Source organism: Streptomyces sp. NPDC021224, assembly GCF_044332905.1.
GTDB lineage: Bacteria > Actinomycetota > Actinomycetes > Streptomycetales > Streptomycetaceae > Actinacidiphila.
Genome location: NZ_JBIRPW010000002.1, coordinates 249,454 through 272,405 on the forward strand (window position 1 = coordinate 249,454; position 22,952 = coordinate 272,405).

The following is a 22,952-nucleotide window of genomic DNA, read 5'->3' on the forward strand; positions in this document are numbered from 1 at the left end:
CGCCCCTCCGGGTCGGCTACCCCCCACGGCCCGGCGGCGGCCCCGCAGGGGCGCGGGGAACTGCGCGCCCAGCCCCCACCGGCCGGTGGTCCGGCGCGAACCGGATCGCCCCTCCGGGTCGGCAACCCCCCACCGGCCGGTGACGCCCCCCCGGAGCCCGCGGCAGCGGGGAGGTCAGGGCGTCGGGACGAGCGTGAGGTACGCGATGCCCAGAGTCGCCCGGTACCCGCGGAGCCACGCGCAGCGGTGTGCGTCGAGGCGTTCGCGGGTCGCTCGGGCCGCGGGGTGGGCGGGGTGGGCGGCGAGCCACAGTTCGGCGTCGGCGAGGTAGCCGGATTCGAAGTCGTCCCATTCCGCGCGGTCCGCGGATTCGATCCACACGGGGCGCAGTCCCGCGGCCGCCGCGGTGTCGACGAGCGTCGCGAGGTCGGTGTGGTCGGTGGCGGCGGCGTCCGGCCAGGACGCCGCCAGCTCCGCGGGGGTGGGCTCGCGTTCCCAGTAGCCCTCGCCGAGGAGCACGCGGCCGCCGGGCCGGACGCGGGCGCGCAGGGCGGCGAGCGCGTCGGGGAGGTTGTCCGCGAGGGCCTGGCTCGCGCCGAGGCAGAGGACGACGTCGGCGGGCTCGGTGTCGGCGGTGGCCGCGTCCGTCTCGACGAAGTCGGTCCGCGGGGTGAGTCCGCGGGCCGCCGCGTGGGCGCGGCCGCGCGCGAGGTCGTCGGGGGCGAGGTCGAGGCCGGTGCCGTGCGCCGCGGGGGCCGCGGTGAGGAGGCGCAGCATGAGTTCGCCCCAGCCGCATCCGATGTCGAGGACGCGTCCGCCGTCGGGTGCGGCGGCCAGTACCGGGGCGAGGCGCTGCACCCAGCGTGCGGCGCGTGCCTCGCCGACGGGTCCGTGGAAGACCAGGGAGGTGAGCCGCGGCGGCTCGTCGTCTGCGGGTTCAGGCGTGGGGGCCGGGCCCGGCGGGAGGTGTGCGGATCGCGTCATCCGGCGAACCTACGCACCGCCCGCCGCGGCGGGCACCTCAATTACCGGCGGCGGTCTCGGCCGGGAAGAGCGTCGCGGCGACGTGGTGCGTGTCGGCGTACTCGATCACCGAGGTGATGCGCCCCTCCCGTACCGTGAAGATCCCGATGCACCGGTTGTCGTACGCGGCCCCGTGCACCGTCTGCGCCTTCGACGTCCATTCGGCGACGACGCGTTCGCCTTCCGCGACGGTGCTCACCAGCTCGATGCGCATGGTGCCGGGCACGAACACCGTGCCCATGGCGCCGAGGAAGTCGTTGACGATCGCGTCCCGGCCCTGCCAGATCTTCGAGGTGGGGAGCGAGCCGGGGTAGTGCCAGGTGACGTCGGGCGCGAAGCTTTCGCGGATGAGGTCGATGTCGCCGTCGCGGACGGCCTCCACGTAGCGGACGACGACGGCGCGCGGGTCGGTGAGGCGGGTCTGCGGGGCGGTCTGCGGGGTCTCGTTCATGGCGGGGAGCCTTTCTGTGGGAAGAGGGAGAGGGGATGGTCAGGCGAGGGTCAGCACGGCCTTGCCGCGGATGCGGCGTTCTCGCAGGTCGGTGAGGGTCGCGGCGGTGTCCGCCCAGTCGGCGACCCGGCCGATCTCCGGGTGGAGGCGGCCGCCCGCGGTGAGGCGGACGAGCGCGGCGAGGTCCGTGTCGAGCGGGGTGTCCGCGTCGAGGTAGTGGAAGTGGCGGATGACCGCCGATTCGGGGCCTGCGAAGAAGTCGAAGAAGTCGAGGGTGACGGGGGTGCGGCTGGCCTGGCCGAACCAGATGAGGGTGCCGCGGCGGGCGAGCCGGGCGAGGGCGGCGGGGAGTGCGGCGCCGCCGGTGGATTCGAGGACGACGTCGTACGGGCCGTGGGCGGCGGTGACGTCGTGGACGACCTCGGCGGCGCCCAGTTCGCGCAGCCGTGCGCCGCGTTCGGCGTCCCGGGTGACGGCGGTGACCTCGGCCCCGGCGGCGGCCGCCAGCTCGGTGACGTAGTGGCCGACGCCTCCGGAGGCGCCGGTGAGCAGGATGCGGCGGCCGGGGACGGGGCCCGCGGCGCGCAGCAGGCGCAGTGCGGTGAGGCCCGCGAGGGGGAGGGCGGCGGCCTGGAGGGTGGTGACGGTGTCGGGGAGGACGGCGAGCGCGGTGGTGGGGACGGCGGCGAACTCCGCCCATCCGCCGCTCATCGGGTGGCCGACGACCCGGGCGAAGCCCGCGGGGCCGGTGCCGTCGGCGGCGGGCTGGACGACGAGTCCGGCGATGTCCTTGCCGGGGCGGTCGCCGGGCGCGGGCGCCTCCAGCTTGAAGGTCTCACCGCGGTTGACGGAGAAGGCCTCGACCTTCACGAGCGCCTCCCCGGGCCCCGGTACGGGCTCGGGCACCTCGGCCAGTGCGACGGGTTCGGTGGCGTCCCCGGTGGGTATGTAGGCCTTCATCTCTTCCTGCCCCCTTCTGGTGTGTTCTGCGGCGCCCTCGGCGTCTGACGCCATCCCACCGCGACCACCCCCGCCCCGGCCAACAACCATGCGGCCCCTTCGACAACCGGACGTTGTCGGCTATGGTCAGGCCCATGGACGAGGCCCTGGATTCCGGTTCCACCCCAGTCGCTCCCGGTCCCGGTCCTGATCTCGATCTCGACCTCGGCCATGTCCGGGCCTTCGCCGTCACCGCCGAGACGCTGCACTTCGGGCAGGCCGCCGCCCGGCTCGGGATCTCCCAGCAGGCGCTGTCCAAGCGGGTCGCCCGGCTGGAGGCGCTGCTCGGCGCCCGCCTCCTCGATCGTGACAACGGCGCGCGGGGCACCCGGCTGACCGACGCCGGGGAGCGGTTCGTGCCCGCGGCGCGGGAGGCGCTGGCGGCGGGGGAGCGGGCGGTGGCCGCGGTGCGCGGCGGGCGGCAGGCGCTGCGGCTGGACGTCTGGGGGCATCTGTACGCCCCGATGCGCACCGTCGCGCACGCCGCCGACGCGGCCGCGGCGGCCGACCCGGCGCTGCGGCTGGAGCCGGGTCCGGGGCGGGACTGGCCGTCGGTCGCGGAGGCGCTGCTGAGCGGGGCGGCGGACGCGGGGTTCGGGCGGGTGCACCCGCTGCCGGACGGGCGGGACCGGGGGCTGGCCCACCGCCTGGTGCGGCTGGAGCCGGTGGACGCGCTGGTCAGCGCCGCGCACCCGCTCGCCGGGGCGGCCGAGCTGCGCCCGTCCGACCTGCGCGACAGCGTGCTGTGGGCCCCGGCGGAGCTGCCGCGGCTGGACTTCCTGCGCCGCTTCGCCGACGACTTCGGCATCGCCGGGCGCCAGAGCGGCCCGAACCTCGGCCCCGACCACCTCGTCCAGCACATCCGCGACGACCCGCGGTTCTTCACGCTGGTGCCCGCGGACGCGCCGCTGCCGTCGTCCGCGGGCCTGCGGTCGATCCCGCTGACCGGCCCGATACCGCTCTACGCCTGGTCCCTGGCCTGGCGCGACACCCCGCGGCACCCGCTGCTGGACGCCCTGCTGGGCGCGTTCACCGCGGCGGCCCGGGCCCGCCGCTGGCTCGACTACGTGCCCGGACGCGACTGGCTCCCGGACGCCGACCACGCGCAGCTCGCGCCGTCCGCGGGCGGCGGAAAAGAAAATCCGGGAAATCTCACGGGGGATGTCGAGAACCGCGGTGCGGCTCCGTCCTCGGAGTGAAGGCGGCCAGAATGGGCCGCACCGCACGGAGGAGACCACCATGGCCAAGTACCTGCTGCTCAAGCACTACCGGGGTGCTCCGGCGCCGGTCAACGACATCCGCATGGACCGGTGGACGCCCGAGGAGGTCACCGCGCACATCCAGTTCATGCGGGACTTCGCGGCGAAGCTGGAGGAGACGGGCGAGTTCGTGGACGCGCAGGCGCTCGCGCCCGAGGGCACCTGGGTGCAGTACGGCGGCGAGGGCCGCCCGCCGGTCACCGACGGGCCGTTCGCCGAGACGAAGGACCTGATCGCGGGCTGGATGGTGATCGACGTCGACAGCTACGAGCGCGCCGTCGAGCTGGCGGGCGAGCTGTCCGCGGCGCCGGGCGCGGGCGGCCGGCCCATCCACGAGTGGCTGGAGCTGCGCCCGTTCATGACCGAAGAGCCCCCGACGATCACGGAGTGACGGTGCGCGACAGGCGTACGCCGCCGGATCCCGCGGGCCCCACCCGGCCCGCGGGCCCGGCGTCCTGCGACGAGGCGCCCGCGCCCCTCGACGAGGCCCTGCTGCGCAGCCTCACCCCGTACGTCCTGACCGTCCTCGTCCGCCGCGGGGCGGACTTCGCGACGGCCGAGGACGCGGTGCAGGACGCGCTCGTGGAGGCCGTGCGCGTCTGGCCCGGCGAGCCGCCGCGCGATCCGCGCGGCTGGCTGGTGACCGTCGCGTGGCGGCGCTTCCTGGACGTGGCCCGCGCGGAGAGCGCGCGCCGCCGCCGGGAGGACCGGGTCGACCGGGAGCCGCCGCCGGGGCCCGCGCCCGGCGCGGACGACACGCTGCGGCTCTACTTCCTGTGCGCCCACCCCGCGCTGAGCCCCTCGTCGGCGGTGGCGCTGACGCTGCGCGCGGTCGGCGGGCTCACGACCCGGCAGATCGCGGGCGCCTACCTCGTGCCCGAGGCGACGATGGCGCAGCGCATCAGCCGCGCCAAGCGCACCGTCTCGGGCGAGCGGCTGGACCGGCCCGGTGACGTCGGCACCGTGCTGCGCACGCTCTACCTGGTCTTCAACGAGGGCTACTCCGGTGACGTCGACCTCGCCGCCGAGGCGATCCGGCTCACCCGGCAGCTGGCCGCCGCGTTCGACCACCCCGAGGTCGCGGGCCTGCTCGCGCTGATGCTGCTGCATCACGCCCGGCGCGCGTCCCGTACCGGGCCGGACGGCGCACTCGTGCCGCTCGCCGAGCAGGACCGCGGCCGCTGGGACACCGCCGCGATCGCCGAGGGTGTGGCGATCCTGCAGGGGGCGCTGTCGCGCGACCGGCTCGGCGAGTTCCAGGCGCAGGCGGCGATCGCGGCCCTGCACGCGGACGCGCCGACCGCCCGGGAGACGGACTGGGTGCAGATCGTCGAGTGGTACGACGAGCTGGAGCGGCTGACCGGCAGCCCGGTCGTCCGCCTCAACCGCGCGGTCGCGGTCGGCGAGGCGGACGGCCCGCGCGCGGGGCTGGCCGCGCTCGCCGCCCTCGACCCCGCCCTGCCCCGCTACACCGCCGCGTCCGCGTACCTCCACGAGCGGGCCGGTGACCTGCGCGCCGCGGCCCGGCTCTACGCCGAGGCCGCCGGGCAGGCCGCCGCCGTCCCGGAGCGCACGCACCTGACGCGGCAGGCCGCCCGTCTCAACACGGAGCTGAACACGGCCCGTTGAGGTGGCATCCTCGGGTGGCGTGGAGAACGTACGGGTGCGGCGGACGCGCAAGCTGCTGCGGGACGCGCTCATCGAGCTGATCGAGGAGCGCGGCTTCGACCGCGTCACGGTCGGCGAGATCTGCGCGCGGGCGATGGTCAGCCGGGCCGCCTTCTACCGCAGCCACCGGGACAAGTACCAGCTCGTCGAGACGATCTTCGACGAGGCCGTCGAGGAGATGCTCGGCGCGATGGCGGGTGAGGACGGGAAGGACGGCGAGGACGGGGAGCGCGGGAAGGACGGGAAGGACGGCACGGACGGGGCCGAACGCTCGCCGCTGGAGCGCTGGATCGGCTTCTACCAGCACATCGACACCTACCACCGCTTCTACGGCGCCCTGCTCGGCCGCGGCGGCAGCCCGTGGTTCGCCGACCGCATGCGCGCGACGCTCGCCGGGATGGTCGCCGAGCACCTGCCCGCCCCGGCGGGCCGGGCCCCCGACGCGGGCGGCGGCCTCGTGCCGACGGTGCTCGCCGCGTTGTCCGTGCAGTCCATCACGTGGTGGCTGGAGCAGGGGCGGCCGTACCCGCCGCGGGGGATCGCGGTGCGGTCGGCGCGGCTGGCCTCGGCGGTCATCGCGGAGGCGCAGTCGTGGGAGGGCGCGGGGGGACGAAACGGGTAGCCGCGCGTCGCCTGGGACACACCGTGCGTGACCAGGGCAAAACATTCTGAATGTATGCGCCGTATAAGTGGCCACCCCGCTCTCCCCAGACCTACGCTGAGTTATGGATGCGGCACTTCGGGGCGGAGACCCGGAGACATCCGTCGGCAGAAACGAACTGCACTCCGCACACTGCGAAGGAGGTGGCTGGAATGGCCACCGATTCGACTCACTCGACATCGCAGATCGACACCCATCCCGACCTGATGGCCCTGCGCGGCCGTTACGCCGAGGCGTCTGCGAAGCCGATCTCGGGGCTGATCGAGGGCCTGTGCCTGTTGACCGGTCTCTACCTCGCGATCTCGCCGTGGGTGGTGAACTTCACCGGGTTCACCGGCCTGCGCGTGAGCAACCTGATCACCGGCATCGCGCTCGCCGTCCTGGCCATGGGCTTCGGCTCCGTGCTGGAGCGGACCGTGGGTCTTGGCTGGTGCGCCATCGCGATCGGCGTGTGGACGATCGTCGCGCCCTGGGCGATCGCCGGACCCAACGCGGCCACCACCCACACGATCGTCAACAACGCGATCGTCGGCGGTGTCGCCTGTGCGCTCGGGCTGGCCACGATGGGGCTCGGCATGATGGGCGGCAGCAGGCGCGGATCCCGCGCGGCGGCACGCGGCACGACCGCCGCCGAGCACAGCGCCCGCCGCTGAGGCGGCAGCGCAAGCGCCCCCGGGGGCGCGGGGAGGTCTCCCCGCGCCCCTTCGTGCTGCCCGGGGCCGCGCGGGCCGGACCCCGCAGCCCGCGGCCGGGCTAGACCCGCATCTCCGCCGGGACGGCCGCCAGCGCGGCCTGGATCGCCTCGACCAGGCGCACCGCGGACTCCGCGGTGAGTTCGAGCGCGACGCGCGCGGCCGGGCCGCGCGAGGGGTCGGTGAAGTCGATGTTGAGCGTGTGCTCGGCCATCGCGTGCACGGGGTGGTCGAAGTAGACCGTCACGTCCGAGACGTGGAACCACCCGCCGTCGGGACCGGGCTTGGCGCTCCCGTCGACGACGTCCTTGATCGTGGTGTACGTGCACATGCCGCTCAGCCCTCCGCCGACGCGAGGTGCTTGCCGTAGAAGGCCTCGATGCGCTCCCAGCCGTCGTTCGCGGCGGCCACGTCGTAGCTCGGGCGGTGGGTCGCGAAGAACGCGTGGCCCGCGCCCTCGTAGGAGTGGAACTCGAAGTCCTTGCCGTGCTCGGTGAGGATCCGGCCGAGTTCGGCGACCTGTTCCGGGCTCGGGTACTTGTCCTCGCCGCCGAACAGGCCGAGCAGCGGGGCGCCGAGCCGTGGCAGGTCCGCGACGAGCGGGGTGACCTTCATGTTCATGCCCTCGGGCACCTCGCCGACGACGAAGGCGCCGTAGCAGTCCACGGCCGCGTCGATGTCGTCCAGCCGGCAGGCGGCGAGCACCGCCTGGCGGCCGCCGGAGCAGTGGCCGATGACACCGATCCGGCCGTTGGCGTACGGCAGCGCGCGCAGGTACGCGGCCGCGCCGGCCACGTCGCCGACCAGCCGCTCGTCCGGCACCCCGCCCGCCGCGCGGCCCACCGCGGCCGCGTCGTCGGGGGCGGCGCCGGGGGCCTCGCGGTGGAAGAGGTTGGGGCAGATCGCGTCGTAGCCCATCTCGGCGAGGCGGCGCACGAACTCCTTGGTGCCGCGGTCGTAGCCGGGAAGGTGGTGGATGACGACGACGCCGCCGCGGCTGCGGGTGCCGGCGGGGCGCGCGAGGTACGCCTCGATCGCGTCGCCGCCGTGGCCGGTGACCGTGATCGTGGTGGCGAAGAGGGACCCGGCGGAGGTGTCCGGGAAGTCGGCTGGGTAGGCCGGACGAGCGGAGGAAGCAGAGGCTTCAGTCATGCGGCCATCTTTACCATAAGGCCGGACTGAACAGTTTATACTGAGAACCATGGAGCCCAGCGGCAGCTCGAACACGCACCCGGCCGAACCGGACGTCCCCGGCGAGCCCGGCAGCCCCGCCCGGCTCGCCGCCGACCTGCGGGCCGCGCTCGGCCCCCTGGTCCGGCGGCTGCGGCAGTTCAAGCCCGGCGACGAACTGACCCTCTCGCAGACCTCCGCCCTCGTCCGGCTGGACCGCGAGGGCGCCGCGACCGCCTCGGAACTGGCCACCGCCGAAGGCATCCGCCCGCAGTCGATGGCCACGATCGTCGCCCGGCTGCACGAGCGCGGCCTCGTCACCCGCGAGCCCGACCCCCGCGACGGCCGGCGCATCGTCGTCACCGTCTCCGAGGCCGGACGCGCGGGCCTGCGCGGCTCCCGGCAGGAGAAGGCGCGCCGCCTCACCCAGGCCATCACCGACGAACTCACCCCCGAGGAGCAGGCCACCCTCGCGGCGGCCCTCCCTCTGCTGGAGAGGATCACCCGGCGTGTCTGAGCCCGCGCACATACACCTGGCCGAGGGTGGCGAGGGCGGCAGCGGCGGCGCCACGGACGGCGGGCAGCGGCCCGACCGCTACAAGTGGATCGCGCTGTCCAACACCAGCCTCGGGATGTTCATGGCCACGGTGGACTCCTCCATCGTCATCATCTCCATGCCGGCGATCTTCCGCGGCATCCACCTCGACCCCTTCGCGGCCGGCAACATCAGCTACCTGCTGTGGATGATCATGGGCTACCTGCTGGTCACCGCGGTGCTGGTGGTCACCCTCGGGCGGCTCGGCGACATCGTCGGCCGGGTACGGATGTACAACCTCGGCTTCGTCGTCTTCACCCTCGCCTCCGTCGCGCTGTCCTTCGACCCCTTCCTCGGGCCGTCCGGCGCCCTGTGGCTCATCGGCTGGCGCGTGGTGCAGGCCCTCGGCGGCTCCATGCTCATGGCCAACTCCGCCGCGATCATCACCGACGCCTTCCCCTCCCGCCAGCGCGGCATGGCCCTCGGCATCAACCAGATCTCCGCGCTGTCCGGCCAGTTCATCGGACTCGTCCTCGGCGGCCTGCTGTCCGCGTGGGACTGGCGCGCGGTCTTCTGGGTCAACGTCCCCGTCGGCATCGTCGGCACCATCTGGGCGTACCGCTCGCTGCGTGAGACCTCCGCCCGGACCAGGTCCCGTATCGACTGGTGGGGCAACCTCACCTTCGCCGCCGGACTCGGCGCGATCCTCGTCTCCATCACCTACGGCATCCAGCCCTACGCCGGCCACACCATGGGCTGGACCAGCCCCAAGGTCCTCGCCGGGCTCATCGGCGGCAGCGTGCTGCTGCTCGCCTTCTGCGTCATCGAGTCCCGCGTCACGGACCCGATGTTCAACCTCGGCCTCTTCCGCAACCGCGCCTTCACCGCGGGCAACGCCGCCTCGCTGCTGGCCTCCGTCGCCCGCGGCGGCCTGCAGTTCATGCTCATCATCTGGCTCCAGGGCATCTGGCTGCCGCTGCACGGCTACGACTACGCCGACGCCCCGCTGTGGGCGGGCATCTTCCTGCTCCCCCTCACCGCCGGGTTCCTCATCGCCGGGCCCCTGTGCGGCTGGCTGTCCGACCGCTACGGCGTACGCCTGTTCACCACCGGCGGCCTCGTCCTGTTCAGCAGCAGCTTCGTGGGCCTGCTGCTGCTCCCGATCACCTTCCCGTACTGGGCGTTCGCGCTGCTCATCATGTGCAACGGGATGGGCTCGGGGATGTTCTCCGCGCCGAACACCTCGGCGATCATGAGCAGCGTCCCCAACACGCACCGCGGGGCCGCGTCCGGGATGCGGTCCACCTTCCAGAACAGCGGCATGTCGCTGTCCATCGGGATCTTCTTCTCCCTGCTCATCGTCGGCCTCGCCGACCGCCTCCCCGCCGCCCTCTCCTCCGGCCTCCAGGCCCAGGGCGTCCCCGCCGCCACCGCCGCCCAGGCCGCGGCCCTCCCGCCCGTCTCGACGGTCTTCTCCGCCTTCCTCGGCATCAACCCCGTCCAGACCCTCCTCGGACCCAGCGGCGTCCTCCCCACCCTCCCGGCCCACAACCGCGCCGTCCTCACCGGCAAGGAGTTCTTCCCGAACCTCATCTCCGCCCCCTTCCACCACGGCCTGGTCATCGTCTTCACCGCCGCCGCGGCGATGGGCCTGCTGGCGGCGACGGCGAGTCTGCTGCGGGGCAGCGGCAAGCGGGCCTGACAGGCTCCTGTAACGCCGCCCGCGGGCCACGGCGTCAAACGGATGTGAACGCTTCGTCCGAAGGGGGCCGTCCGCGGTGCGCAGAGCACAGACCGAGGAGTACCTCGAATTCGCCAGAACCCGAACGGGTCCCCTCTACCGCTCGGCATGCCTGCTGACCAGCGGTGACACCCATCTCGCCGAGGATCTGGTGCAGGAGACGCTGGGCCGGATGTACGTCGTCTGGGGCCGCCGGGCCACTGTCGGCAACCCCGCCGCCTACGCCCGGACCGTGCTCGTCCGTACCTTCCTCACCCACCACCGCCGGCGCAGCAGCAGCGAGCGCCCGACCGCCGAACCGCCCGAACCGCTGCCCTCGCCCGCGCCCGGCGACGCCTCGCTGCGCGTGACCCTCCTCGAGGCCCTCGGGCAGCTCAGCCCCAAGGACCGGGCCGTCCTGGTGCTGCGGTACTGGGAGGACCGCAGCACCGAGGAGACCGCCACCGCGCTCGGCGTGAGCAGCGGAGCCGTCCGCACCCGGTCCACCCGGGCCCTGGAGCGGCTGCGTACGGCGCTGGGCGACCAGCTGCCCGGCCTGATCGAGCACTGAGCGTCCCCGACCCTTCCCCGCACCCTGTGAGGGCACCCATGCACACCGATTTCGAAGAACGCCTCAGTGCGACGCTGGGCACCACCGCCGACACCTTCACCCCCGGCGACCCGTCGGCGCTCGTGGCGGCGGGCCACGCCCGGGGCCGGGCGATGCGCCGCCGCCGGACCGCCGCGGCCACGGCCGGGGTCGCCGCCGCGGCCGCGCTCGCGGTCTGCGGCGCGACGCTCGGCCCCGCGGTACTCGACCGCGGCGGCAGCGGCACCACCGCCGCGCATCGCACCGGCTCCACGTCCTACCCGTCCCAGCGGATGGACTCGATACTGAAAGATCTGCTGCCGAAGCGTTATCTCGTCGGCATCCCCCGCGAACCCTGGGCCCCGGACTTCACCGGCAGCCTGCAGCTGATCGAGCAGACCGACGCGGGCGCGGCCCGCTCCGAGCTGAAGGTCGTGGTGCGGCACTCCTTCGTCGGCATGGCGTCGCTCGTGGGCTGCACGGGCCACGACGAGGGGCCCCGCCTTGGCTACTGCCGGCGCACCGACGTACGCGGCGGCATGCTGACGATCAACTGGAAGCCCGGAACGGCCGGGGCCACGCGGCAGACCCTCTCCGTGACCTTCGACCTCGGGCAGTGGCAGGTCGCGCTGTCCGAGACCCCGCTGACCGACTCCTTCATCACCCCGAGCCCGAACGCCCGCGACAGCCTGACGGACGTCGAACTGACGGCGATCGCCACCAGTCCGGTCTGGGACGAGGTGGGGTCCGCGCTGCCCCGGCCCACCGCGACATGGCGGGTCTGACACATCCCCGCGGCACACGCCAGACCTGGAGGGTCTTCCCGTTCACGCGCTTTTTGCGCATGCTTTGAGTACCCGGGTGCCGTTCAGCGCGGCTTCCGGGTGACAATGCGAAGTCGAGGCGCCGACGTCAGAGGTAGTCGGACCCTGAGCGAAACGAGGATCCCATGTTGCGAAACGGGTTGGAGCCGTGGCACCTGATCGTGGTGGCGATCGTCGTCATCGTGCTGTTCGGGTCCAAGAAGCTTCCCGAGGCCGCGCGCGGTCTCGGCAAGTCGATGCGCATCCTGAAGTCCGAGGCCAAGGCCATGAAGACGGATGACGGCGGCGCCGCCGCGAGCGCCGCGCCGACGTCCACCGCGACGCCTGCGCCCGAGGCCATCACCCCGAGCGACGTCGTGACGGCGCAGGAGGCCGCCCCGGCGTCCTCCCCGCAGGCCTCGACGACGGCGAAGTAACGCCCCGCGTCACCCCGAGCAGCACCCCGGAACCCCGGACGGCCGCGGCCGTCCGGGGTTCCGTGCTGTCGGTGCGCCGAACCGGCGAACGCCCCGGCGTTTCCGGGATCCGGCAGCGTTGGTAGGTTCTCCGTGTCCGGCTTACGGCAACCGGCGGTCATGGGACGGGCAGGGGTGGGGGACGTGGGGACGGGCACGGGCACGGGCACGACGACGGGTGCCGGCGCGCCCACGCACGGGCACGGGCACGGCGTCCCCGCGGAATTCCTCGCGGGCTTCCCCGAGGCCCTCGCCGACGTCTCCCTCAGCTGCCGCACCCTGACCCGGGCCGAGCGCGAGAGCCGCCGGGTGCTCGGGGAGCAGGCCGCCGACGCCGGGATAGGGCTGCGCGAGCTGACCGCCGGGCACCTGGCCGCCGCCCGCCGGGCCTGGTCCACGCTGCCGGGCGTCACCGGCGCCCGCGACCCCGGTGACCTGCGCCGTACCGGCGCCGCCGTGCTGGCCGCGCTGGAGGCGGGGGTGAATGCCCTCGCCGAGGGCCACGCGCGGGCCCAGCGGCACGCGGTGCGCCGCGCCGAGGCCGAACGGCGGGCCTTCGTCGACGACCTGCTGTACGGCCGCAGCGACCCGGGCCGGATCGCCGAGCAGGCCGAACGCTTCGGGCTGCGGCTCGCCGAACGCCACGTCGTGATCGTGGCCGCACCCCTGTCCGGCGAGGCGTACGACGAGCGGCACACGCTGCTGCGGCGGATCGAACGCGAGCTGGCGGGCCGCTTCGGGGACCACGACGCGCTCGTCGCCCCCAAGGACGGGCGGCTCGTGTGCGTCGCCCCCACCGGGCAGCAGCCGGTGCTGGACGCCTTCGTGAAACTCGCCGCGGCGGAGGAGGACGGCGGCCGGGTCGCGGTGAGCCGCCCGCACAGCGGGGCCGCGGGCGTCGTGCGCTCCTACGAGGAGGCGCTCAGCGCGCTGGACCTCGCGGAGCGGCTGGCGCTCGACCTGCGCGTGCTCATGGCCGCGGATCTGCTGGTCTTCCCGGTCCTCATGCGGGACCGGGCCGCGATGTCCGACCTCGTGCACTCGGTGCTCGGGCCGCTGCGGGACGCGCGCGGCGGGGCCGTGCCGCTGCTGGAGACCATTTCCGCGTATGCCGCCTCCGGCTACGTGAACGCGGAGGCCGCGCGCCGCCTCGACCTCAGCGTGCGCGCGCTCGCGTACCGGCTGGAGCGCATCGCCGCGCTCACCGGCTTCGACCCGGACGACCCGCTCCAGCGCTACACCCTCGAAACCGCGGCCCTCGGCGCCCGCCTCCTCGGCTGGCCCTGACGCCCCGCCCCGCGCTTCGCGTGGAACAGGTGAAGGGGCGGGGCCTTACGCGTCGCAAGGCCCCGACGCGTCGTCGGAGTCGTCCGCGCGAGCCGCTTCGCAGGCGGGTTGCAGGCCCGCCGTGATGGCCTGCCCGATCTCGCGGAGGGCGGCGAGCTGCTCCGGCGTCAGGACGTCGAAAAGGTGCTCGCGCACGGTCGTGACATGCCCCGGCGCCGCAGCGGCGAGCGCCTCGTACCCGGCGGACGTGAGCGCGCAGACCCATCCGCGGCGGTCGCCGTCCGCGGGGCGCCGTTCGACCCATCCGTTGCGTTCGAGCGCGGCCACCGCGTGGGAGAGGCGGCTGCGGGAAGAGAGGGACGCGTCGGCGAGTTCACTCATGCGGAGGCGGCGGTGGGGCGCCTCCGAGAGGCGTACCAGGATCTCGTAGTACGCCATGGGCATACCCGCCTCCTGCCGCATCTGCCGGTCCAGGTGCGCGGCGAAGGTGACGCTGGCGGACAGGTAGGCCCGCCAGATGTCCTGCTCGTCCGCGCTCAGCCATCGCACATCGTCCATAGCTCCACTATAAAGGTGGTTGAACTCTCAACACCACCGAGTTATGGTTACTGAGTCTTCAATCACCACCCGCTCCGATGATCCGCCCGAGGAGTTCCGCCATGAGCACGCAGACCGAAGTGATCGACGGCTATGTCGCCGGGACGTGGACGATCGACACCGTGCACTCCGACGTGTCCTTCTACGTCCGGCACCTCGGTGTCTCCAAGGTCCGCGGCCACTTCGCGGCCTTCGAGGGCACCATCGTCACCGCCGAGGACCCGCTGGAGTCCACCGTCAACGCGGTGATCAAGACCAACTCGGTCTCGACCAACAACGAGACCCGCGACACCCACGTGCGCAGCGCGGACTTCCTCGACGTCGAGACCTACCCGGAGCTGACCTTCACCTCCACCGGCATCCGCCCGCAGACCTCCGAGCTGTTCGAGGTGGACGGCGAGCTGACGCTGCACGGCGTGACCAAGGCCGTGACCCTCACCCTGGAGCTCAACGGCTTCGGCAAGGGCTTCGACGGCAACCCGGTGGCCGGTTTCTCCGCGGCGACCGAGATCAGCCGCGGTGAGTTCGGTGTGACGGGCGGGGCCGCGGGGGCCGCCGTCAGCGACAAGATCAAGATCGCGCTGGAGATCGAGGCGGGTCTCGCCACCCAGGGCTGAGCCGCACCGGGCCCCAGGGCCTTCCGGCACACCAGGCCGCCGTCCGCGTCGTCACGCGGACGGCGGCCTTTTGCGTTCGGTTCCCGCACGTTCCGGACGTGATCGCCCGGTGAAGTCTGCCGGGAAGCGGAAATGCCCGCGCCGTCCCCGTCCTGCCACGATCTCCGCGGGGATCGGAAGCACCGCACGGGGGAGGCGGAGGGGGACATGGGAGAGTTCACCGACGTCGTCCTGGGGTTTCCGACCGTGGTGTTCACGGGCGCTCTGGTGGCCGTGGTGGCGTTCTGGGGGCTGGTCGTGGTCGGCGGTGCCGACGCGCACGGGCCCTGGCACCACCACGGCACGGCCGGTGGACACGGGGGAACCGGGGGGTACGGGGAGCACGGGGCCTTGGGGGAGGCCCATGGGGGTATCGGGGGGCACGGAGGTCATGGCGTCGGGGGGCGCCATGACCTCACCGACCACGCATCCGGCCACGGGTCCGAGCACACATCCGGCCACGGCAGCGGCGGCGCCGGGATGCTGGCCGCCGCCGGGCTGGGCGGAGTGCCCGTCACCGTCGTGCTGTCGCTGCTCGTCGCCGTCGCGTGGTTCCTGAGCCTGGCCGGGTCCGCGGCCGTACGCTCCGCCGACGTCCCGACCGCGCCCGTCCGCGCGCTGCTGTACGCAGCCGTGGTCGGCGCCGCGCTGGTCGGCTCGTGGTGTGCGACCTGGCTGCTGGTACGGCCGCTGCGCCGCCTCTTCCCCGACGTACGGCCGCCGTCCCGCGCCGACTTCACCGGCCGGGTGTGCGTCATCCGCACCGGCCGCGTCACCGCGCGCTTCGGGCAGGCCGAGGTCGCCGCGCCCGACGGCTCGACCGCCGTCGTCCAGGTGCGCCAGCACGGCGACGACACCTTCACCGCCGGCAGCACCGCGCTGCTCTACGACTACGACCCCGAGGGCGAGTTCTTCTGGGTCGCACCTTTCGACGTGCCGGGTGGCGCGTCATCCGACCCGTTGACCGTCTGAGGGAACCGAAGGATCCACTATGGATGCCACTGCCATCGGGATCGGCGTGCTCGTCGCCGTTCTCGCGCTCATCGCCGTCGGCGTGCTCTTCACCATCAGCAAGCTCTTCCGCAAGGTCGAGCAGGGGCGCGCGCTGATCATCTCCCGGACCCGGCAGGTGGACGTCACCTTCACCGGCGCCGTGGTCCTCCCGGTGCTGCACAACGCCGAGTTGATGGACATCTCCGTCAAGACCATCGAGATCCAGCGCACCGGCCGCGAGGGGCTGATCTGCCAGGACAACATCCGCGCGGACATCCACCTCACCTTCTTCGTCCGGGTCAACAAGACGAAGGAGGACGTCATCAAGGTCGCCCAGGCGATCGGCACCGAACGCGCCAGCCACCAGCAGACGTTGCAGGCGCTCTTCAGCGCGAAGTTCTCCGAGGCGCTCAAGACCGTCGGCAAGCAGCTGGACTTCGTCGACCTCTACACCCACCGCGAGCACTTCCGCGACCAGATCATCCAGGTCATCGGTACCGACCTCAACGGCTACCACCTGGAGGACTGCGCGATCGACTACCTGGAGCAGACGCCCGTCACCCAGCTCGACCCCGCCAACATCCTGGACGCGCAGGGCATCCGCAAGATCACCGAGCTGACCGCGATCGAGCACGTCCGCACCAACGAGTACGAGCGCACCGAGCAGAAGGAGATCACCCGCCAGAACGTCGACGCCCGGGAGACCATCCTGGAGCTGGAGCGGCGGCAGGCCGAGGCGGAGATCCGGCAGCGCCGCGAGGTCGAGACGCTGCGCGCGAAGGAGGAGGCCGCCACCGCGAAGGTCGCGGAGGAGGAACGGCTGGGCGCCCAGGGCGCGTTCCTGCGCACCGAGGAGCAGCTCGGGGTGCAGCGGGAGAACCAGGCGCGGGAGATCGCGGTCGCGCAGAAGAACCGCGAGCGGGTCATCGCCGTCGAGAACGAGCGCATCGAGAAGGACCGGGTCCTGGAGGTCATCGCACGCGAGCGGGAGACCGAACTCGCCCGTATCTCCAAGGAGAAGGAGGTCGAGGGCGAGCGCCGGGAGGTCGCCGACGTGGTGCGCGAGCGGATCGCCGTCGAACGGACCGTCGCCGAGCAGGAGGAGTCCATCAAGGGGCTGCGGCTCGTCCAGGAGGCAGAGCGGGAGCGGCAGGCGCTCGTCATCACCGCGGAGGCGCAGGCGCAGGAGCAGCTCGTCAAGGACATCAAGGCGGCCGAGGCCGCCGAGCAGGCCGCCCAGCACAAGGCCCGCGAGGCGCTCACCATGGCCGAGGCGCGCAAGGCCGCGTCCGAGCTGGACGCCTCCGCGAAGATCCGGCTCGCCGAGGGCGTGCGCGCCGAGGCGGCCGCGGCCGGGCTCGCCGAGGTCGAGGTGCAGGAGCGCAGCGCGGCCGCGATCAGCAAGGTCGGCGCCGCGGAGGCGCAGGGTGTCGCCGCCCGACTCAAGGCCGAGGCGGAGGGCGCCCGCGCGAAGGCCCTCGCGGAGGCCGAGGGCGTCACCGCGCAGGCCGCCGCCGAGGCCGCGCTCATCGGCGGCCGCCTCAAGGCGGAGGCCGCGGGCCTGACCGAGAAGGCCGCGGCGATGGCCGCGCTGGACGACGCCTCGCGCGGCCACGAGGAGTACCGGCTGCGGCTGGCCGCCGAGAAGGACGTCCGCCTCGCGGGCCTGGAGACGCAGCGGCAGATCGCCGAGGCGCAGGCCACCGTGCTGGCGACCGGCCTGGAGAAGGCCGACATCCAGATCGTCGGCGGCGACAGCGTCTTCTTCGACCGCCTGCTGGGCGCGGTCTCCGCGGGACGCAGCGTGGACAGCTTCGTCGCCAACTCCGAGACGGTACGCACCCTGGGCGCGGGCTGGCTCGACGAGTCCGGCAGCTTCACCGACGACGCGACGAAGGTCCTGACCGCCCTGGCGGCGGGCAACGGCACGAACGCGGGCAACGGCAACGCGGCCACCGTGCTGGCCCACCTCCTCGCCCAACTCCAGGAGCCCAAGCTCCCGCTGACCAAGGGCGCGGCCAACGGGACCGCGGCGACGAAGTAAGGCGGACGGCGGACGATGAGCGGGCAGGAGCGGGGTGCCCTGGCGGGCGGCGGTACGGGTGCCCTGGCGGGCGGCGGTGCGGGTGCGGGTGCGGCCGGGGGCGGTACGGGTGCGGGTGCCGGGGTGTCCGGTGGCGCCGCGTCCCACCGTACGGGCGCCGCGCAGGCGCCCGGCTCCGGCAGTGCGCGTACGGCGGGGGCGTCCGCCTCCGCCGGGGTCGCCCGGGTCGGCGGGGCCGGTGGGGACGGGCTGGACGCGGACGCGTACGAGGTGCTGCGCGAGCGGCTGGGCGGCGCCGCGCGGGAACTGGCCGCGCGGGCCGGGGCGCTGAACGGCGCGCGGCAGGCGGTGTTCGGCGGCGGCGAGGTGCGGCTCGCGGGCAGCGAGCGGGTCGCGACCGCGCAGCCCGCGCTCCCCGCGGACATCGCCCCCGTCGCCGGGCGGCTGCTCTTCGCGGCGAACCCCGCGCAGGTCACCGACGTCGGTGACGTCCTGCGGCTGCGCGACGGCGACGCGCCCGTCCCCGGCCTGCTCGACGACCCGCAGTTCGTCCGGGACTTCCGCGAGCTGTACCGCTACTACCGGCAGACCCGGCTGCTGCGGCTGCGCGCCGCCGAGGGACGGCTGCTCGCCGTCTTCCGCACGGGCCCCTCCGCGACCGACGTCAAGGCGCTCGCCTGGCGCACCGACGAGCGCGCGGGCACCTGCGCGTACGAGGGCACCACGCGCGACACGCCCACCGACGACGGCGGCCACACCGTCGTGTGGACGCCCGCCGGGCGCGAGACGCACGTGCCCGGCCGGCACCCGCACCTCGCGATCGGCGGGGTCACCGTCGACCCCACCGGCGGCACCCTCACGATCGGCGTCGGCGACACGGCCTACGAGGAGCCCGTCGAGGACGCCCTCCAGTCGCTCGCCGACGCCGAGATCCACTACGCCGCCGCCGAACCGCTGTTGCTGCTGCGCGTGCGCCCCTACCACGAGGACACCGCGCGGCACTTCGCCGTCAACACCCGCACCGAGCAGGTCGATCGCATCGACGCGCTCGGCCAGGCGTGCCTGCGGCTGCCCGAGGAGCAGGGCGTCGTCTTCCCCGGCGGCTACGCCCTCGCGACCGGCGGCACCCGCACGTTCGACCTCGAAACGGGGGGCGAGCAAATGGAGTTCGAGCGGCTCGTGCGCGCCGCGAACGGCGAGGACGTGCTCTACGTCTTCCACGCCGAGGGCCGCCGGCTGCTGCTCCCGTACAACCTCATCCGCAAGGAGGTCGCCGCCCCGCTCACCGCGCGCGGCTGGGCCCTCCACGACGACGGCACCCTCCTGACGCTGCGCCCCGCCGACGGCGACGAGCCCGCGCGCGTCCACACCCTCCAGCGCTGGACCACGCCCTTCGTCAGCGACATGTACGCGGCGTCCCGCCCCGCCGCCGACGGCCCGCTGGCCCGCATCGGCAACCCCGACCTCGTCCGCGCGGTCTCCGACGCCCTGTCGGTGGCCCGCGCGGCCCTGGAGACCGCCCCGGGCGCGGCCGTCTACGAGGCGCTGGCCGCCTCCTGCGACCGCGTCCTCGACCGCCACCACTGGCTCGCGGCGATCGACGTGGACACGGGCCTGGAGCAGGTGCCCACGGGCGGGGTCTCCGCCCCCGCGCCGGGCGGCGGGACGGGCGCGGGACCCTCCGCGGGCTCCGGCACCGCCCGCACCGCCGTCCGCGACCTCGCCGGGCCGCTGCTCGCCGTACGGGACACCGCGCGGGCCGTGCTCGCCGAGTACGCGCGGGTGCGGGAGGCCACCGCGCGGGCCGCGGCGGCGGTCGAGGAGGCCGCCGCGCACGTCGCCGGACTCGTCCGCCGCGTGCGGGGCGAGACCGCGGACGCGACCGCCGCCGACTGGGTCGACCGGCTCGGTGAACTGCGCGCCGCGCAGGGCCGGTTGGTGACCCTGCGCGAGACGCGGTACGCCGACCTCGGCCGCCTCGACGAGCTGGCCGCGTCCCTGACCGCCCAACTCGCGGAAGCCGCGTCCCGCGCCGCCGACCGTTTCGCCGACGAGCACGCCTTCGACTCCTTCCGCGACCGGGCCGCCGATCTCGCCCTCCGCGCCGCCGAGTTGGAAACGGCCGCGGGCGGCGACGCGCTCGCCGCCGAACTCGACGCGCTCGCCGCCGGGTTGGCGACCGTCACGCAGACCGCGGGCGGTCTGGAGATCTCCGACGCGACCGTCCGCACCCGCATCCTCGCCTCCGCCGCGGACGTCCTGGGCGCGGTCAACCGCGCCCGCGCCGTCCTCGACACCCGCCGCCGCGACCTGCTCGGCGCGGAGAGCGCCGCGGAATTCGCCGCGGAGAACGCGCTGCTGGCCCAGAGCGTGAGCGGCGCGCTCGCCGCCGCCGACACCCCCGAGGCGTGCGACCTGCACCTGGGGCGGCTGCTCGTCCAGGTCGAGAGCCTCACGACCCGGTTCGCCGCCGAGCCCGACCGCATCGCCGCGCTCGCCGAACGCCGGGACGAGATCCAGCAGACCCTCACCTCCCGCCGGCAGGCCCTCGCCGACGAACGGGCCCAGCGCGTGGCCCGGCTCGGCGCCTCCGCGGACCGCATCCTCGACACGATCCGCCGCCGCGCGGCCACCCTGGACTCGGCCGACGCGGTCAACACACTCTTCGCGGCCGACCCGCTGGCCGCCGAACACCGCCGCATCGGCGAGGAGCTGCGGTCGCTGGGCGACCCGGCGAAGGCGGCGGAGCTGGCCGAGTCGTTCGCCGCCGCCCGCCAGGACACCGCCCGCACCCTGCGCGACCGCGCCGACCTCTACGAGGACGGCGGCGCCACCATCCGGCTCGGCCGCCACCGCTTCGCCGTCAACACCCAGCCCCTCGACCTCGCCCTCGTCCCGCACGCCGACGCCCTCGCCTTCACGGTCACCGGCACCGACTACCTCGCCCCGGTCGCCGACCCCGCCTTCGCCGAGACCCGCCGCTTCTGGACCCGCCCCCTCGTCTCCGAGACCCCCGCCCTCTACCGCGCGGAATACCTGGCGGCGAGCCTCCTGCTGCGCGCCCTGCCGAACGCCTCCGGCGCGGTAGCAGCGGACACACCCTCGCCCACCGCCCCCACTGCCCCGGACGGCGGCGCTTTCGGCGGGGCGGCCGCCGGACCGCGAGGCGCGGGTGCGGCGACCGGGACGACGTCCGGGGCCGTGCGGGCGGTCGGGGGTGGCCTCGGGGTCGGCGCGCCTGCGCCGGGAGCCGGGGCGGCGGCCGGTACGGACGGCTCGCGCGGAGGGGACGCGCTCGCCGAGGCCGAGTCCGCCGTGCGGGACGCCGTTGCCGCGCGGGTGGACGAGGGGTATCAGCGCGGGGTGCACGATCACGACGCGGCGCTGCTGCTCGCGGCGCTCGGCGCGCTCGCGCGCGGGGCCGGGCTGCTGCGGTATCCGCCGGGGGTGCGGGCGGCCGCGCGGCTCTACTGGGGGTACGGGACCACCCCGGTGTCACGGGCCGCGTGGACGACGCGGGCGCGTTCGCTCACCCGGGCGGCGGCCTTCGGGGCGGGCGTGCCCGGCGCGGACGGGGCGGCCGCGCTGTCCGCCCTCGGCGCCGAAGTCGCCTCCGCCGCCGGGGAGTTCCTCGGCGCCACCGGACTGGCGCTCCCCGACGCCGACCTCCTCGGCGAATACCTGGTCGCCGAACTCGCCGCCGAGCAGCCCGGCTTCGTCGCCGGGCCCGGCGCGGACGAGGTCGCCCGGCGGTTCTCGGACGCGCTCGGCGGCACCGACGCCGTCCCGTACAAGGACGTCCTCGGCGACCTCGACGCGCTCGGCGGCGACCTCGCCGCCCGCTGGCAGCTCGCCCTCGGCTGGCTCGCCCCCTTCGCCGGGCCCTACGGCGACCACCTCGAAGCCGCGGCAGCGCTCCTGTGCCCCGGCGACAGCTACCCGGCGGGCGGCCCCGTCGAGACCACCGTCGAGGGCCTGCTCGGCTCCCACCCCCGCGTCCGGCAGGGCGCGTTGACCCTGCGCCTGGACGAACTTCTCACCCGCGTACGCCGCTTCGAGGCCGACGACGTCCCGGCGTACCGCACGTACCAGCGGCACCGGACCGCCGTCGTCGCCGCCGAACGCGAGCGGCTCGGACTCGCCGCGTACCGGCCGCGCCCGCTCACCGGATTCGTCCGCAACCGGCTCATCGACGAGGTCTACCTCCCCCTCGTCGGGGACAGCCTCGCCAAGCAGTTCGGCTCCGCGGGCGGCCTGCTCATGCTGCTGTCGCCGCCCGGCTACGGGAAGACCACCCTCGTCGAATACGTCGCCTCCCGTCTCGGGCTCGCGCTCGTCACCGTCTCCGGCCCCGCCCTCGGCACCGGCGTGACCTCCCTCGACCCCGAGCGCGCCCCCGACGCGACCGCCCGCCGCGAGGTCGACAAGCTCGTCCTCGCGCTCTCCCTCGGCACGAACGTGCTGCTGCACCTCGACGACATCCAGCACACCTCGCCCGAACTCCTCCAGAAGTTCATCCCGCTGTGCGACGCGACCCGGCGCATCGAAGGCCCCGGCGGCACGTACGAGCTGCGCGGCAAGCGCTTCGCCGTCTGCATGTCCGGCAACCCCTACACCGAGTCCGGCACGCTCTTCCGGGTGCCCGACATGCTCGCGAACCGGGCGGACGTCTGGAACCTCGGGGACGTCCTCAGCGGGCGCGAGGAGGTCTTCGCACTGAGCTACGTCGAGAACGCGCTCACCGCCAACCCCGTCCTCGCGCCCCTCGCCGGGCGCGACCGCGGCGACCTCGCGGTGCTGCTGCGGCTCGCCGCGAACGACCCGCTGGCGCGGGCCGACACGCTCGCGTACCCGTACCAGCCGGACGAACTCGCCGCCGTCACCGCGGTGCTGCGGCAGGCGCTGCGCGTACGGGACGTGCTGCTCGCGGTCAACGCGGAGTACATCGGGGCGGTGGCCCGCGGGGCGGGCGGTGAGCCCTTCCAACTCCAGGGCTCCTACCGGGACATGAACCGGCTCACGGCCCGGCTGCATCCGTCCCTCACGGACGCGGACGTCGACGCGCTCGTCACCGACCACTACCGGGCCGAGGCCCACGCGCTCGCCTCCGGCGCGGGCCCCGCACTCCGCCGCCTTGCCGCTCTCCGCGGCTGACCCCCCCCGCCGGTCGCCCGTGCGGTGGAGCTTGCGGCTTCCCCGCCGCGGGGGGTTCGCACCGGGGGTGCTTGTTGCGGTTCGCCGCGCGACCTTGCGGTGGGTGGGGGGTTGCTCACGCAGTTCCCCGCGCCCCTGACGCGGCGCCGCCGCCGCTGGGTCGGGGGCCGCCACG

The 22,952-nt window shown here is 74.4% G+C and carries 21 protein-coding genes; 15 read left to right on the plus strand and 6 right to left on the minus strand.

Annotation, left to right across the window (positions count from 1 at the left end; translation table 11 throughout):
- Nucleotides 1–174 precede the first annotated feature (174 nt).
- The 3 genes from ACH4PY_RS06155 to ACH4PY_RS06165 are packed head-to-tail and all read right to left on the minus strand — an operon-like array spanning nt 175 to nt 2,434.
- On the minus strand, nt 175–984 hold the full coding sequence (locus tag ACH4PY_RS06155) for an SAM-dependent methyltransferase (RefSeq protein WP_398176468.1): 810 nt from the start codon (nt 982–984) through the stop codon (nt 175–177).
- 37 nt (nt 985–1,021) lie between these two features.
- Complete coding sequence (locus tag ACH4PY_RS06160; protein ID WP_398176470.1) at nt 1,022–1,474, minus strand: nuclear transport factor 2 family protein; 453 nt, start codon at nt 1,472–1,474, stop codon at nt 1,022–1,024.
- 39 nt (nt 1,475–1,513) lie between these two features.
- A complete protein-coding gene (locus ACH4PY_RS06165) occupies nt 1,514–2,434 on the minus strand; it encodes a zinc-binding dehydrogenase (protein WP_398176472.1) in 921 nt (306 codons plus the stop codon).
- Nucleotides 2,435–2,568: 134 nt separating this feature from the next.
- Between ACH4PY_RS06165 and ACH4PY_RS06170 the strand changes: the two genes are divergently transcribed.
- From ACH4PY_RS06170 to ACH4PY_RS06190, 5 genes are all read left to right on the plus strand, one after another.
- Entirely contained in the window at nt 2,569–3,672 is a 1,104-nt protein-coding gene (locus tag ACH4PY_RS06170) for a LysR family transcriptional regulator (RefSeq protein ID WP_398176474.1), read from the plus strand.
- Nucleotides 3,673–3,712: 40 nt separating this feature from the next.
- The gene (locus ACH4PY_RS06175) at nt 3,713–4,123 is read left to right on the plus strand and encodes a YciI family protein (protein WP_398176476.1); all 411 of its coding nucleotides are present in this window, start codon (nt 3,713–3,715) and stop codon (nt 4,121–4,123) included.
- A gap of 98 nt (nt 4,124–4,221) precedes the next feature.
- Nucleotides 4,222–5,361 (plus strand): RNA polymerase sigma factor, encoded by a 1,140-nt coding sequence (locus ACH4PY_RS06180; RefSeq protein ID WP_398177589.1) that lies wholly within the window; start codon nt 4,222–4,224, stop codon nt 5,359–5,361.
- Nucleotides 5,362–5,380: 19 nt separating this feature from the next.
- The gene (locus tag ACH4PY_RS06185; protein WP_398176478.1) at nt 5,381–6,022 is read left to right on the plus strand and encodes a TetR family transcriptional regulator; all 642 of its coding nucleotides are present in this window, start codon (nt 5,381–5,383) and stop codon (nt 6,020–6,022) included.
- A gap of 191 nt (nt 6,023–6,213) precedes the next feature.
- Complete coding sequence (locus ACH4PY_RS06190; RefSeq protein ID WP_398176480.1) at nt 6,214–6,714, plus strand: SPW repeat protein; 501 nt, start codon at nt 6,214–6,216, stop codon at nt 6,712–6,714.
- Between the two features lie 100 nt (nt 6,715–6,814).
- On the opposite strand, the gene ACH4PY_RS06195 is transcribed toward ACH4PY_RS06190, so the two are convergent.
- Together ACH4PY_RS06195 and ACH4PY_RS06200 are read right to left on the minus strand one after the other, a co-directional pair.
- A complete protein-coding gene (locus ACH4PY_RS06195; RefSeq protein WP_398176482.1) occupies nt 6,815–7,084 on the minus strand; it encodes a DUF6295 family protein in 270 nt (89 codons plus the stop codon).
- Between the two features lie 5 nt (nt 7,085–7,089).
- The gene (locus ACH4PY_RS06200) at nt 7,090–7,905 is read right to left on the minus strand and encodes a dienelactone hydrolase family protein (RefSeq protein ID WP_398176484.1); all 816 of its coding nucleotides are present in this window, start codon (nt 7,903–7,905) and stop codon (nt 7,090–7,092) included.
- A 49-nt stretch (nt 7,906–7,954) separates the two neighbouring features.
- Here ACH4PY_RS06200 and ACH4PY_RS06205 point away from each other — a divergent pair, with 49 nt between their 5' ends.
- From ACH4PY_RS06205 to ACH4PY_RS06230, 6 genes are all read left to right on the plus strand, one after another.
- Nucleotides 7,955–8,440 carry a MarR family winged helix-turn-helix transcriptional regulator gene (locus tag ACH4PY_RS06205; protein ID WP_398176486.1) on the plus strand — a complete coding sequence of 162 codons (486 nt, stop codon included), beginning with the start codon at nt 7,955–7,957 and terminating at the stop codon, nt 8,438–8,440.
- Between the two features lie 115 nt (nt 8,441–8,555).
- Nucleotides 8,556–10,160 (plus strand): MFS transporter, encoded by a 1,605-nt coding sequence (locus ACH4PY_RS06210; protein ID WP_398177591.1) that lies wholly within the window; start codon nt 8,556–8,558, stop codon nt 10,158–10,160.
- Nucleotides 10,161–10,236: 76 nt separating this feature from the next.
- Entirely contained in the window at nt 10,237–10,749 is a 513-nt protein-coding gene (locus ACH4PY_RS06215; RefSeq protein ID WP_398176488.1) for a SigE family RNA polymerase sigma factor, read from the plus strand.
- 38 nt (nt 10,750–10,787) lie between these two features.
- On the plus strand, nt 10,788–11,552 hold the full coding sequence (locus tag ACH4PY_RS06220) for a hypothetical protein (RefSeq protein WP_398176490.1): 765 nt from the start codon (nt 10,788–10,790) through the stop codon (nt 11,550–11,552).
- Nucleotides 11,553–11,716: 164 nt separating this feature from the next.
- Nucleotides 11,717–12,007 (plus strand): Sec-independent protein translocase subunit TatA, encoded by a 291-nt coding sequence (tatA, locus tag ACH4PY_RS06225; RefSeq protein ID WP_398176492.1) that lies wholly within the window; start codon nt 11,717–11,719, stop codon nt 12,005–12,007.
- Nucleotides 12,008–12,190: 183 nt separating this feature from the next.
- Nucleotides 12,191–13,333: a PucR family transcriptional regulator gene (locus ACH4PY_RS06230; RefSeq protein WP_398176494.1), complete on the plus strand. Its 1,143-nt coding sequence runs from the start codon at nt 12,191–12,193 to the stop codon at nt 13,331–13,333.
- Nucleotides 13,334–13,378: 45 nt separating this feature from the next.
- On the opposite strand, the gene ACH4PY_RS06235 is transcribed toward ACH4PY_RS06230, so the two are convergent.
- A complete protein-coding gene (locus ACH4PY_RS06235; protein WP_398176496.1) occupies nt 13,379–13,891 on the minus strand; it encodes a MarR family winged helix-turn-helix transcriptional regulator in 513 nt (170 codons plus the stop codon).
- Nucleotides 13,892–13,992: 101 nt separating this feature from the next.
- Between ACH4PY_RS06235 and ACH4PY_RS06240 the strand changes: the two genes are divergently transcribed.
- The 4 genes from ACH4PY_RS06240 (at nt 13,993) to ACH4PY_RS06255 (ending at nt 22,777) form a co-directional block, all read left to right on the plus strand.
- Nucleotides 13,993–14,547, plus strand: coding sequence for a YceI family protein (locus ACH4PY_RS06240; RefSeq protein WP_398176498.1), 555 nt, complete (start codon nt 13,993–13,995; stop codon nt 14,545–14,547).
- Between the two features lie 207 nt (nt 14,548–14,754).
- Nucleotides 14,755–15,558 (plus strand): hypothetical protein, encoded by an 804-nt coding sequence (locus ACH4PY_RS06245; protein ID WP_398176500.1) that lies wholly within the window; start codon nt 14,755–14,757, stop codon nt 15,556–15,558.
- A 19-nt stretch (nt 15,559–15,577) separates the two neighbouring features.
- On the plus strand, nt 15,578–17,623 hold the full coding sequence (locus ACH4PY_RS06250; RefSeq protein WP_398176502.1) for a flotillin family protein: 2,046 nt from the start codon (nt 15,578–15,580) through the stop codon (nt 17,621–17,623).
- Between the two features lie 15 nt (nt 17,624–17,638).
- Nucleotides 17,639–22,777 (plus strand): DNA repair ATPase, encoded by a 5,139-nt coding sequence (locus ACH4PY_RS06255; protein WP_398176504.1) that lies wholly within the window; start codon nt 17,639–17,641, stop codon nt 22,775–22,777.
- Nucleotides 22,778–22,952: the final 175 nt, after the last annotated feature.